This is a genomic window from Sphingobacterium sp. UDSM-2020 (assembly GCF_016132525.1).
Lineage (GTDB): Bacteria > Bacteroidota > Bacteroidia > Sphingobacteriales > Sphingobacteriaceae > Sphingobacterium > Sphingobacterium anhuiense.
In genome coordinates, this window is the sequence record NZ_CP066166.1 from 5,472,437 (window position 1) to 5,484,562 (window position 12,126).

At 34.6% G+C, this 12,126-nt stretch carries 13 protein-coding genes; 5 read left to right on the top strand and 8 right to left on the bottom strand.

All coding sequences use genetic code 11. The features are described from left to right. Positions 1-168: 168 nt before the first annotated feature. From JAZ75_RS23105 to JAZ75_RS23115, 3 genes are all read right to left on the bottom strand, one after another. Positions 169-2,475: a hypothetical protein gene (locus JAZ75_RS23105; protein WP_208698847.1), complete on the bottom strand. Its 2,307-nt coding sequence runs from the start codon at positions 2,473-2,475 to the stop codon at positions 169-171. Positions 2,476-2,929: 454 nt separating this feature from the next. Continuing rightward, a complete protein-coding gene (locus JAZ75_RS23110) occupies positions 2,930-3,550 on the bottom strand; it encodes a hypothetical protein (protein WP_208698849.1) in 621 nt (206 codons plus the stop codon). A gap of 158 nt (positions 3,551-3,708) precedes the next feature. Then, complete coding sequence (locus JAZ75_RS23115; protein ID WP_208698851.1) at positions 3,709-3,963, bottom strand: hypothetical protein; 255 nt, start codon at positions 3,961-3,963, stop codon at positions 3,709-3,711. Positions 3,964-4,389: 426 nt separating this feature from the next. Between JAZ75_RS23115 and JAZ75_RS23120 the strand changes: the two genes are divergently transcribed. The 3 genes from JAZ75_RS23120 (at position 4,390) to JAZ75_RS23130 (ending at position 5,839) form a co-directional block, all read left to right on the top strand. After that, positions 4,390-4,530, top strand: coding sequence for a hypothetical protein (locus tag JAZ75_RS23120; RefSeq protein WP_168125929.1), 141 nt, complete (start codon positions 4,390-4,392; stop codon positions 4,528-4,530). A gap of 140 nt (positions 4,531-4,670) precedes the next feature. Next, on the top strand, positions 4,671-5,195 hold the full coding sequence (locus JAZ75_RS23125; protein WP_208698853.1) for a GNAT family N-acetyltransferase: 525 nt from the start codon (positions 4,671-4,673) through the stop codon (positions 5,193-5,195). A 242-nt stretch (positions 5,196-5,437) separates the two neighbouring features. After that, positions 5,438-5,839 carry a (deoxy)nucleoside triphosphate pyrophosphohydrolase gene (locus tag JAZ75_RS23130; RefSeq protein ID WP_208698855.1) on the top strand — a complete coding sequence of 134 codons (402 nt, stop codon included), beginning with the start codon at positions 5,438-5,440 and terminating at the stop codon, positions 5,837-5,839. Positions 5,840-5,916: 77 nt separating this feature from the next. Here the strand turns inward: JAZ75_RS23130 and JAZ75_RS23135 are convergent, their stop codons facing one another. Together JAZ75_RS23135 and JAZ75_RS23140 are read right to left on the bottom strand one after the other, a co-directional pair. Beyond that, positions 5,917-6,300, bottom strand: coding sequence for a hypothetical protein (locus tag JAZ75_RS23135; RefSeq protein ID WP_132771168.1), 384 nt, complete (start codon positions 6,298-6,300; stop codon positions 5,917-5,919). Between the two features lie 184 nt (positions 6,301-6,484). Next, on the bottom strand, positions 6,485-7,081 hold the full coding sequence (locus JAZ75_RS23140; protein WP_021190181.1) for an ATP-binding cassette domain-containing protein: 597 nt from the start codon (positions 7,079-7,081) through the stop codon (positions 6,485-6,487). Between the two features lie 741 nt (positions 7,082-7,822). Here JAZ75_RS23140 and JAZ75_RS23145 point away from each other — a divergent pair. Beyond that, positions 7,823-8,467, top strand: a complete 645-nt coding sequence (locus JAZ75_RS23145) for an alpha/beta hydrolase (protein WP_208698857.1) — start codon at positions 7,823-7,825, stop codon at positions 8,465-8,467. Positions 8,468-8,589: 122 nt separating this feature from the next. On the opposite strand, the gene JAZ75_RS23150 is transcribed toward JAZ75_RS23145, so the two are convergent. After that, positions 8,590-8,736 (bottom strand): hypothetical protein, encoded by a 147-nt coding sequence (locus JAZ75_RS23150; protein WP_156169672.1) that lies wholly within the window; start codon positions 8,734-8,736, stop codon positions 8,590-8,592. A gap of 88 nt (positions 8,737-8,824) precedes the next feature. On the opposite strand from JAZ75_RS23150, the gene JAZ75_RS23155 reads away from it, so the two are divergent. Continuing rightward, the gene (locus tag JAZ75_RS23155; RefSeq protein ID WP_132771165.1) at positions 8,825-9,100 is read left to right on the top strand and encodes a hypothetical protein; all 276 of its coding nucleotides are present in this window, start codon (positions 8,825-8,827) and stop codon (positions 9,098-9,100) included. A gap of 202 nt (positions 9,101-9,302) precedes the next feature. On the opposite strand, the gene JAZ75_RS23160 is transcribed toward JAZ75_RS23155, so the two are convergent. Next, the gene (locus JAZ75_RS23160) at positions 9,303-11,195 is read right to left on the bottom strand and encodes an amidohydrolase (RefSeq protein WP_208698859.1); all 1,893 of its coding nucleotides are present in this window, start codon (positions 11,193-11,195) and stop codon (positions 9,303-9,305) included. A 257-nt stretch (positions 11,196-11,452) separates the two neighbouring features. Further along, positions 11,453-12,091: a flavin reductase family protein gene (locus JAZ75_RS23165; protein ID WP_132771163.1), complete on the bottom strand. Its 639-nt coding sequence runs from the start codon at positions 12,089-12,091 to the stop codon at positions 11,453-11,455. Positions 12,092-12,126: the final 35 nt, after the last annotated feature.

The following is a 12,126-nucleotide window of genomic DNA, read 5'->3' on the forward strand; positions in this document are numbered from 1 at the left end:
CTTTCTTAAATCTTTAAAGCATATTTATTGATCGCATTCATAATATGGCAATCGATGGATTTTTGAATCATGATGACTAGATATCACTTTTAACATAAACAAGCAGTACTTTTTCGCACTGCTTGTCTTGTGATTAGGTCTAATAGAAAAACGATAACAACGTGATCACTAAAATAATTTTGAGAATAAACCTGGTTTTTTCCAAGTCTTTTTGTACTCATCTGCCAAAGCAACATGATCACTATAGCCCAATACAATGTCAAGATGTTGATGCGCTTGCTTCAAATCGCCACTGACATACAAAGCTTTTGCCACTAACAGATGAACTTCTTCGGAGGTATCATCATATGCCCGATCTTCGGTCTCATAAATATGCTTTAATTTATTGGAGTACCTAAGCAAGGGTTCCAGTTGATTGTCAGCTGCAAATAATTTGATACCATATAACAGCCATTGTAGATATTCCGGCGCGTCAAATGTTTCGTCACAATAAGCATCCTGTGCTGTGAAAAAGTCAATTACTGCTGAATACTCCTCCATGAAATAATGACTTTTCATAATCATATACAACGTTTTTGCTTTATCAAAGGCATTAATAATAAATTCCTTCTTATTGGCTAAGTATAATCGAGCGTTATGGTTGACGTTTTTGTAGTCTTCCAGTTCATTGTAAATTTGCATCAGCACATAGGGCGCATGTGCTTCATGGGGATACTGCTCAATAATATGCGTATAATAAGCGATCTTAACATCATATGGTTCGTCGCCATAAATATCGTACAGCAGTCCTTCAACAGTATTTTTCGCGGCTTCATAATCTCTAAAATCATAATCGGAAATATCAGGATTCTCGATATAGTGTTGATAGATTTTAGATAGCAATTCCTGTGCTTCATCAGCAATATGTTCAGTCTCCCCTAAGCCATTCTTGACAACTAAATAATCGGCTTGGTGTTTTAGATATAAATAAAAGTTTGAATCTTCTGCCGTATAAGTATTAAAGAATTTAGTTAACGCAGCTTTTGCATCGACATAATTTTCTTGTTTTATTAACGCATCTAATAAAGTATGATGGAGTTCCTCAAATTCACTATTTTGCAGGCCAATATGGATCACATCGACTGCAGTCCCATAACATCCATTTTTAATAAGTTCTATACTATAGTTATTGCAGCACATGGCCCAATTGTGTCTGCTACCGAGATAGTCACTTTCATAACTACCTTCTTCATAATATGCCTGGAAAGCATGAAAAGATTGTTCATAAAGACCCGATAACATCGCTTGAAACAACGCAAGATCTTCCGGATCTGTAATTTCTTCCGTGATAAATTCGCTAAGTTCAACGCCGTCATTGTACAGGTCCCGAGGCAAATCTTCAAATGTTGGAAGTTCCAGATCGATTGCTCCTGTTACTAAATATTTGGATATAAAATAGCGTCTCCAGGTTATGGAGGCGGATTTAATTTCTAGGGCTTTGCTCAGCAGTGGTAATGCCTCTGCGTGCCGTGCTGCTTCATGTAAATAGGTGCCTGCAAAATGATACAGCGAAAATTTATCGGAATGCGTATCCAACAGCCTCAGTGCGTGATGATAATAAAAATCGGCCTTTATATGCATCCTCTCAAAATGATTACGCTCCACGATTAACTGGAAATAAAACACGTCATCATCGACAAGTCCATTCTTAATCAGCTTATCGAAACGTTGGTGCCATTTCACTAGCCCATCTAAAACATCCTCTTTACTATTTACACCTCTGATCAATTTCAATAAGATGGCCTTTGTCAAGGCCATATCTTCATTTTCAAAAGCTATTTCTGCAAGATACAGGTAGTCGCTATCATTATCGCTGGCAAATTGTTGTATGTGATCTGCTATAACCTGAATGATTGCATCGGGAGATATTAATTTATCTTCCTGTAGCAGATAAATCTTCTTCATCAGAAAGATCGCATTATACTGATCCCGCTGTTCTCTATCTGCTGTAAAATATGTGGTAAAGAAAACCATTGCTTCATCCAATGTTTTCAAAACAGCCGCTTTTTCTCCGACAGATTCATAAATCCTAATTAAGAAATCATAACCAGATGTTGCATAGCTAGTATCTTGAATTAAACATTGTGCATAACCGATATAATCGTTCCTATTTTCGGGCGTGATGTGTCTTTTGGAAAGATGAATATAAGCTAAATTATAATCGTTATTCAATGCATAACTTAGTATATGCTGTAATGCTTCTGAATTTTGGGGCTCAAGGCTTATAATTTTCTTAAGATAAGGAACCGTAAATTGATTCATCGTGTCATAGACAAGTTCCGGGTGACCAGGATATACATAATCGTAATGTGCAATGGCCATTAAAAACAATACCGCTGTATCGTCAGGATGATTTTTAAGATGCTGCTCTCCTTCTTCTATACATAGTGCGAGATCACCTGAATAAAATAAATTTTCTAACTCCTCGATGTTCATCTATATAATTATTTTGTCGTGTTGTTTACTTTTTAAATATCTAATCAAAGTTAGTGTATGAACAACCTTCAAAAAATCCCCGGTTTCAGCTACTATGTAAAAAAGTGAACCAGCCTATCTGTGATACATCGCATAGTTTTCATCTGAATAAATTGTTTTTTAAAGGTGATTGAGCTATCATGAGTGATTTGATCCATTGCAGTTCTGCTTCTAGAAAGAACTTCTTTGAAGCTGAGTTACTTTATGATCGCGATATCATCGAAACGGACATTCTTATTTGTGATTGAAAAATTGCTGGAAAACAAAGAAGGGGCTTTCCAACTTTTTGGAAAACCAGTTCTTTAATTAATTTGGGGATTCTCACACTCAAAAGTAAATTTAATACTTATGACTATATAGTCTTTATTTTAGATGGATTGCAAAATCTTTATATATTTGTGAAAACAGATCATTTTTACTTATAAATAACATCTACTTTATAATATAAAAAAGGTTTTACCTCCTCTAACTTTTTTCGTAAATATTGATGTGTTTTAAAATAATTCTTACTTCCGTTTAATTCTACAAGATCTTTTTCATTAAAATATGTGTAATAATCAATAAAACTTCTAATCTTATCTCCAAATTCCGTATCATTAAATCTAATGATAGAATCATTTTTACTATAATAAACTTCATTTTTATTATTAATAAGTAAAATTCTGTTATCTGGACTAATGAGAAATATTTTATAATGGCCGTAACTTTGGTTATACCCCTTTTTACTTGATATGATTTCACCTTTCTTTTCGAACTTTGATAGAATTTCTTCGTGAAAATTATTCCATTTCTCTTTAGTGAAGACTTTATTAGTACCTCCCCTTATCACTTCATATCTTGGATCAAATATTTTTTCTTGAAAAGTTGAAAAATTAAATAAGTCATCTTGCAATATCTCATCTTCAAATACAATTTTTATATTTTGATGTACTTCTGCTTTTCCTCCTTCTTTAACATTAGAACAACTGTTTAATGATATATTTAAAATAATCAACACCAGGTAAATTCTCATTTTTGAATTTTTAGTTTTTTTCATGCTTTGGATCGTAAATTTAAAAAGGAATTATAGGATTCTTTGATAATTCGATCTATCCAGGTAGTGATCCGAATTTACAAACTAGCCAGTATTAAACCGGCTACTAATCTGCTTAAATAATATTGATTTTCCAGAACTAATAGATCTTGCAAAAACTCTCAGCTTTTTTGTTTTAGACATAGCACTGATCCTTTTTTAAGACTAACTTTGCTTTTCACCTTTTCGAGCTTTTTTATCGTTCGTTTAGAACCATCTGCAAATTTTTCGATGACATAACCATCCTCGACTAGTTGAATATGTAAACCTAAAGCTCTATTTTCTCTATTGGCCCCTATTGAAGCTTCTCGTGCAATTTTACTTAATAGTTGACTGTTCTCTAGTTCTTCCATATTTTTTATGATTGTTGGTTTCATGATAACCTCCTCTTCGCTATCAAATATACCAAAAGCGATCTCCGTAAATAAATAGTTGATGCAACATGGACTACTTAAAAAGCATAGTTTGTTAAATATATTCAACTTTATTGTTAATGTCATCAACAGCAGATAAATGGCCTTTATACATCTATTCATTCAAAAGAAAAAAATAGTAAGGATATTAAAAGCATTATAACGATTGATTATTTAGTAAGTCTACTCATTTTCTAGAAAGTCTGGATTATTATTAAAATTCTTCTGACATCTACTATATTGGTTTATAATAATTAACCTTTTATTTTATTTTTGTAAAATAGAGAATCGATGTTTACCTTTGAACGAACAGTACACGCCACGCTACACATCAGAACAGCGTCCCAGGGCGTGTCTTTTGCTTTATAGACCTTTTTTTAAACACATTCCATGTATGAAAAGAAAGCATTCACGATAGAGGAGCAAGCTCAACAATTAAAAGATCGCGGATTATTTATCTCTGAATCAGATAAAATGAAGTCGGTAGCAAATGCCATAAAGGGATGGTATGAAGCTGATATTAACCTGTAAAGAGTTAGCATTTTTTATATTAAGTCTGGCTTCACATCGTGCTTTCCCGAATTGAGTGTAACCTACATAAGCAGAGGTTCAATAAAGAGCAATATAATTAAATAAATAGTCCAGCTAGAATTACAAAATAGATATCAAAAATGACAGAATTAAATTTTAATACTGAAAGATTATATTTAAGACCAATTTCAGAAAAAGATATAGAAAATATTCACCGTTTACACAGTTTAGCTGAAACCGATGAATTCAATACGCTAGGAATTCCTAAAGATATAGAGGTAACAAGGGAAATTGTTGCGGGCTGGACTTTAGAAAACAAAAGATACGTATTTGCTATTGAACAAAAACAAGGAAACGAATTTATCGGGTTAATCGGAATTACTTTAGGTAAAGAGAAATATAAAAATGCGGAAGTCTGGTTCAAATTGGATCCCAGATTTTGGAATAAAGGTTACGCAACAGAAAGTTTAAAAAGAATAATAACTTTTGGCTTTGACGATTTAAACCTTCACAGAATAGAAGCTGGTTGTGCTGTGGCAAATACGGATTCTATTCATGTATTAGAAAAGGTTGGAATGTTACGAGAAGCGCACACACGAAAATTATTACCCTTAAAATCCGGCTGGTCTGATAATTATGGCTACGCCATTTTATCAACCGATTAATGATTGTTCTGAATGCTGAAAGCAACCATACTACTTGGATGCTTACTGTGAAAAGCAACGGGTGTCGCTATTGTTGCATTTGCAGTGTACTTTTTAATTAGTTCAGTGATCTGGGGGGCGATCACCCCCTAATATTTAGCAAATCGCTCATACTCCGAAGGAATATCATTTCGAAAATAAAAAAGACATGATGCTAATACAGGTAAAAAAAGAAGATTAATATTGGAATAACAAATAAACTCATGGGTATAACTAAAGTATTATGCGGTCTTATTATAAAGGATCAACAAATTTTGATTTGCCGTAGAAAACCCGAGAAATCTCTAGGTGGATACTGGGAGTTTCCTGGTGGGAAATTGGAGGAAGGTGAAACTTATGAGGAATGCTTAGCGAGAGAACTTCAAGAAGAACTAAATTTGAGGGTGACAGTTAAAAATCATTTTAAAACAGTCATCCATCAGTACGATCTAAAGACACTTGAACTGATATCCTATCGCTGCGAAACTGAAGATGCTGTAATCAAATTAGTGGATCATGATCAAATAGAATGGATCAAAGTTCCAGATTTATTAAAATGGAATCTAGCCCCTGCTGATGTTCCTATCGCAGAAGCATTAATAGAGACGTATAAGTTGTCTGAATAATTCATTCTTAGAGACGTACCCAAGTTTATGAACTTAAATTTTAAAGTTAAGCGAAGAGTTTGTAATGCTTTCTTTGACTAAAAAAGATGTTTAGTGCGAATGACGATGATCCCAAAGATGATCATGATGATGCTTATGATAGAAAAGATAACATAGGTAACGGTGAAACCATCACTAACACCAATGTCTTCTGCATAATATATTTCCATATGAGCAGGTACATTTTGGGGATCAACACTCTTTAAATCCTTTACTAAACGAACTTGTTGTTGCTTATAATTAAATTGGAGGATCGGATAATGTACGTATCCGAATCGCTTGTTTTTTACACTGTCTATCCCAATGACATCGGCTTTAATTTTGCTACCAAAGAGCATCAATCTGCTATCTTTAAGTAGACCGAATGCAAGAAACAAACCTAGTAAGAGCAAAATAACACCGAAAGTTTTTTTGATGATCATGCTTGCACATCGTTTATATTGATTGTCTAATAAAACGAAGATAGTATTTTTATTTTAGGTATACTTTAGTTCATGTGTCTGAAAATGGTCGCGACTATAGTAGCCTTAAAAATTTCATTTATTATCTAAAATAGTTCATGATCACAACTGCCTTAAATTATGTCCAAAGCAATGTGTATTAAAATTACTTTAAGTATTGATGCAGTACTAGATCTTCTATCTTTTGTACAGACTTAAGCGAACCGCCTGTTAGTAAAAGTAATCTGTCACTGACATCCATCACATGTGTATAATAATGATCTGAAATGAGTATTCCTTTTAGAGATTTTACAGCTAAAATATGTTGTTTAATCATGTCAATATAGAGTGGACTGAGTCCTGAAAAAGGCTCATCAAGAAGGCAATAATTAGCCTTAGAATAAAGGACCAACAAACACTCAAACAAACGAACAAGGCCGGTGGAAAGATCACCTATTTTAGATAATAATCTCTCCTTTACAATATCGATATCCATAATTGGTGAATCTTCCAAATCAAAATATTGAATAGCACGTAATAAAGTCAAGTGCTTTGGAATAAAACTATACTGAGTTAGATAAGTAATATTCTTGGTTTTATATCCTTGATTAAAGATCTGCCCATCACATTTCATATACGCAAAATCAGGTTTGCAGTTACCAAAAATGCAATTCATCAAGGTTGATTTACCAGTACCATTACGCCCCAGTAAACCAACTATAGTTGACGGTTCAAGTTCAAGAAACAGACCGCTTAGTATCATGCGTCCTCCTCTACTGTAAGAGAGACTATCTAAATATAAAGAACGATCAAGAGGCATAGCAATAAGAAAAGTATAAAATCTAATGAATAAATACTGATAAGCAGCAGTTTTGGAGATTGTTTGATGTTTCTCAAAAACACTTCTTTTGATTTGAAATTAAAAATGTATTCTCCGATAAAAGATAAAACGCTACCAATAGTTTTAAACCAAAAAAAATAAACGAGGACTTGTGGACCATATCGCTCCACTAATTCGCCCATTTGTAAGGTCAGTATTAAAGTTACAAAAAGATTAAAAAGGATTAAAAACCAGAAAAACGATAAGGATAATTTCAGTTTATTGCAATGCATGTTTATTAATTGGTCTTTTAGAAATATATAATCTAAAAATACAGATTAATAATTATAGCATAATGATAAAAAAAGTTAAAATATTAGCTTTTGATCTTCAATTAGATAGTTCAATGACATGTCCTCATTTTCTAGATTTCATTCACATTATCTAATAAACCCGATCAACTATTTTTCAAATGGCAAATGGGCTAACAATTACAATGATTTAGCTTCTACTATTGTCGCAATACACATTAATTAAAGGGAATTTTCTCCATTTGTTAGATTATAATACTTCCTAAAATTTAAGATCAATTGGAGAAGTTGTTCAACTATAAGCAATTCTAATTGCTTATTTTAGCAATGCTAAAAACTAAAAAAGGATCAGATATTATTCCGTGAAAGGTAAATGAGCAATAGTCATATTTATATATTAAGTGGTTTAGGTGTTGACCGAAAAGTATTTTCAAAAATAAACTTTGAGGGTCTTCAGGTAATCCATATCGATTGGATCGCGCCGCTAAAAAAAGAAACTATGGCAGCATATGCTAAACGACTGTCATTGCAGATCAATGATGAACAACCGATACTAGTCGGGCTCTCTTTTGGGGGAATAATGGCTATGGAAATAGCTAAAATAATCAAAGTGCAGAAGATTGTACTGCTTGCCTCTGCTAAAGGTGAATCAGAACTTCCTTTTCTTTACAAAATAATAGGTGCTCTAAAACTTAATTATATTCTACCGAATGCTTTTCTAAAGCAGCACAATAGGTTGGTCGATTATTTCTTTGGTATCAGCTCAATAGAAGATAAACGGATGCTCAAACAGATATTGCAGGATACTGATGTCAAATTTTTAAAGTGGGCGATCAATCAAATCTTAAACTGGAAAAATAACGTGGTCCCTTCCTCTGTTATCCATATTCATGGTAACCAAGATCGTATCATCCCCATTCGTAACATTAAACCAACTTATGTGATTGAAAATGCAGGTCATTTTATGACCATAACTCATGCTCAAGAAATTGAGTTGTTGCTTAAAAAAATATTATAATTTAATGGAATTATAGTCCGAGACTCATACTCTTAATTAATACAAATTTTAAAACCAGCACAGTAACAACCTATTATTAGGCAGACTATAGCCATAAATATGCGACAATTTAAAATATTTTTCTATCTGGTCATTGGACTTTCTGTATTGATTATGATACTCCCCACTTTCTTATTAGAGTTTACTGAGTTTTCTCTGGCCATAAAATGGACCGTTAATTTTTTTGTATTACCGATATTAATCGTGATGATCCCTAGTTGTTCCTTCATTTATTTGAAATTTATGAAGCAACACGAAACCAAAAATTATACAACACAAATACAGACAACCTTAAGGTCAATTTTTAGAGTATTTTTTATGACACTAGGTATGACATTTATTTTTAGTGGCACAGTTGTTTCCTTTATAATTCTTAGCAACGCTTATTTTGAGGGCAGTAAGAGCATAGATATAAGTGGAAAGATTATCGACTACTCGTTAGGTAGCAGGAATAATAAGCATTATATTGAAATTAAAGAAAATCAGTTTGAAAGAATAATTAAACTGCAGGTTCAACAACCATATGAAATCGGTCAAACATTTGAAAAAAGAATGTATATCGGAAAATGGGGACTGTTATTTCTAAAGAAATAGCAAAGCAATGGGTAATCACTAATGTAAAGATAAATCACTCCGTAATTACAGCTGAAATTTAAGACCTGTCAACTACTTATCTTAGATATTTAGGAGATGTATACATATTGAAATTACGTTTCATTCAAGCGTGCTACTACAAAGAAAAAGATAATACCTCATTATAAAGGTACTATCTTCTATAAATCATGAATATGTTTTTTTATGCTTGCTTCTGATCGAGGTTTTGATACACAGCTCGTCCACCGACCCAGGTTTCGAGAACCGGTATATTCCGTAGTTTCATAAACGGATCGGTTACAGAAAGTGGATCTTGCGCTAAGATTACAAAATCGGCAAATTTATCCGCTTCTAACGAACCTAGCCACTTGTCTGCGTAGCATTGCCATGCCGCATCGTAGGTAATGGCTACCAAGGCTTGTTCGGCACCGATACATTCTTTACTGTTTAGCACTTCATGATTCGGATCTTTTTCCATTTTCCGTGTAATGGATTGCTCCATCATACGTAGTGGCCCAAGTGGACTCACCTGATTATCACTGTGCAAGGTGATTCGCATGCCACGGTTTAAAGCAGATTTACAGCGGTCTAGCAGTTGTGTTTTCTGATCTCCAAAAATAACCTGCTGAAAAGCGTAGCCCCAATAGCCCACATGACCGATTAGAAAACTTGGTGATACTTCCAATTGCTGCATCACATCTAGCTGGTCATCGGTAATCAAGGAACAGTGCTCAATACGATGACGTTTACCTTTGATTTTATCTACAGGAATTGCTTGAAATGTCTGAATAGCGTAGTCAACAGCCTGGTTACCGTTGGCATGTACCATCAGTGGCCATTCATTGGTGTCGATAACTGTTGTTATTAATTTTTGATAGGCATTAGGAGCATTGACCGGCGGCTGTTTATCAGACAGGAATGTGCCATTATCTACATAATCATCATCGGGGTAATTATAAATGCCATAATCTACATCGCTAACACAAATATACGGATCGGACTGATAGCCTGTCAACCCTTGATTTGAACCATCAGAAACGACTTTAACATGACCGTAGTAGATGTCTTTATACTCTTGCGGTTGCTGATAGGGTTGAAGATCCCCAATATTACTGTCATCACAAATGAATGCCGCTCCCACACGCACTTTACGACGATGTGTTAGCAAATAAGCGTTCAATAAAAGTTTGAGATGACTGTTCATGCCAGCATCGTAAAGCATGGTAATTCCTCTTTCATTTGCATGACTAAATAGTTCGCCGAAATGCGTGAAGGACTGCTTTAGCATGTCTGCTAATTGATTTTTGGGGATCGTTTTTAGCGCTGGCCCCATTCCCTCCGCTTCCTGGAGCTGTCCTTGTGTTTGCGAAATATAACCTGCCGCATCTCCGTATATGGGTTGGAGTTTTGCCTCATTTTCTGCATAGACAGCATTCATCGCCAGCGTATTTAGATATAGGGTATGCATAGATGCACTCAATACCATCAGCGGATATTGGTCGTTAACCTGGTCCAACCATTCATTGGTAATCGTAACCAATGCTTTTCCATCTACATCAAATGCCATCAATGCAGGATCAAGACCAAAACCTAAATACCAATCTCCACTTTCCGCGGGTTTATTTATAGGTTTGTTTACTTCTAGCTTTATATAATCCTGTCCATACTGATCAATGAGGTCTTGTCCTTTAAAGGGACTTAAGTCTATCCAGCTTGCCATCAGTGCGGTAGGAACAATATGTACATGGGGTTCTATTAAACCGGGCAACAAAGTTTGTCCATCGCCAAGAACCTTTTGAATGAAACCTGGATAATGTTGGCTCATATAATCCTTGACTTCTTGTACTGTGCCTGTGACCTTGACTTGACCAGAGGCAATTCCTATGGCATCAACTGTTGCAACAGAACCATTGATCATGGGCCGTATAATACCGCCACTGATCATCAGCTCCTGTCGGATTTCCTCCTTCTTTTCTGCTTTAGGGAGAGCTTCGTAATTTTTCTGATGAAAAATATCCTCTTTGAGGATTTTTAATACTGGATTGTTACAGGCACAATGCGTGCACGAATACGGGTGAGAATGATGATGTTCCATGAATTTAAGCGTTTTGGTTATATAATGTGTATTTTCCTAAAACACTTGTTAGATTATTTTGTTTTTAAATAATCTAACAATAAAACAAAATCACAAACCTAAAACGAAACAGAACCAATTATTCATTAATCTAAATCAACGCTTTCATATGGACTATTTTGATTTCAAAAAAAAATATTTCTGATAACAGAATTATTATTGAGGATAGCACACTACATATAATGCCAAAAGCGCATGCAATGGAAAAATTAGTTTCCCTACTTGTTTATTTCTTCCACCTTAATTCCTGGTTTCGCATAGGATAAGCGACCTACAAATTCTGGAAGAAAATAACGGTCCAATCCGGCTACAGCCATTGATCCCGCCTTTACATGATCGACAGTACCATCCTCTTCAATAATCAAATCATCCAGTAAAATCTGGACGATTTCGCCGATGACAATCGTTGTTCCATTGAGCGGTACATCCATGATTTCTCGTAACTCCAAGCCTATCCTGACAGTTGATTCTTTGACAAAAGGGGCCCGGAACCCGTCGGTATACAACTCCTTAAAGTTGCACTTTTCAAATTCGGATATCCCTGAAGCATAACTGGCGCTAGTTTGGTGAGCCTGTTTAAACCAATCTGGCAGTACATTGTTCAAGGTATATTGGCCTGTAGCCTGGATATTTTTAAGGGTATCGTTATGCTCGCGTTGGGGTCTCATAACGAGTCCTATCAAGGGCGGGTTGGCTCCTAAGTGAAATGCTGAACTGATAATACTTAAATTAGGTGCCCCATCTATGTTACAGCTGCCCAAAAGATTGACTGGTTTAAAACCGATCAGACTATTGATCAGGCTGATCCGATAGAATTTTTCCATCTCATCGATCTGATTTCTTTTTATTGTTATCATCTTATTTTTTATTAATAATCACTTTCTTATAATAC

What these genes read in the sequence shown, in the direction of transcription:
- JAZ75_RS23105 (WP_208698847.1), bottom strand. Translation starts at nt 2,475, where the DNA reads ATGAACATCGAGGAGTTAGAAAATTTATTTTATTCAGGTGATCTCGCA.
- JAZ75_RS23110 (WP_208698849.1), bottom strand. Translation starts at nt 3,550, where the DNA reads ATGAAAAAAACTAAAAATTCAAAAATGAGAATTTACCTGGTGTTGATT.
- JAZ75_RS23115 (WP_208698851.1), bottom strand. Translation starts at nt 3,963, where the DNA reads ATGAAACCAACAATCATAAAAAATATGGAAGAACTAGAGAACAGTCAA.
- JAZ75_RS23120 (WP_168125929.1), top strand. Translation starts at nt 4,390, where the DNA reads ATGTATGAAAAGAAAGCATTCACGATAGAGGAGCAAGCTCAACAATTA.
- JAZ75_RS23125 (WP_208698853.1), top strand. Translation starts at nt 4,671, where the DNA reads ATGACAGAATTAAATTTTAATACTGAAAGATTATATTTAAGACCAATT.
- JAZ75_RS23130 (WP_208698855.1), top strand. Translation starts at nt 5,438, where the DNA reads ATGGGTATAACTAAAGTATTATGCGGTCTTATTATAAAGGATCAACAA.
- JAZ75_RS23135 (WP_132771168.1), bottom strand. Translation starts at nt 6,300, where the DNA reads ATGATCATCAAAAAAACTTTCGGTGTTATTTTGCTCTTACTAGGTTTG.
- JAZ75_RS23140 (WP_021190181.1), bottom strand. Translation starts at nt 7,081, where the DNA reads ATGATACTAAGCGGTCTGTTTCTTGAACTTGAACCGTCAACTATAGTT.
- JAZ75_RS23145 (WP_208698857.1), top strand. Translation starts at nt 7,823, where the DNA reads ATGAGCAATAGTCATATTTATATATTAAGTGGTTTAGGTGTTGACCGA.
- JAZ75_RS23150 (WP_156169672.1), bottom strand. Translation starts at nt 8,736, where the DNA reads ATGAAGGAACAACTAGGGATCATCACGATTAATATCGGTAATACAAAA.
- JAZ75_RS23155 (WP_132771165.1), top strand. Translation starts at nt 8,825, where the DNA reads ATGACACTAGGTATGACATTTATTTTTAGTGGCACAGTTGTTTCCTTT.
- JAZ75_RS23160 (WP_208698859.1), bottom strand. Translation starts at nt 11,195, where the DNA reads ATGGAACATCATCATTCTCACCCGTATTCGTGCACGCATTGTGCCTGT.
- JAZ75_RS23165 (WP_132771163.1), bottom strand. Translation starts at nt 12,091, where the DNA reads ATGATAACAATAAAAAGAAATCAGATCGATGAGATGGAAAAATTCTAT.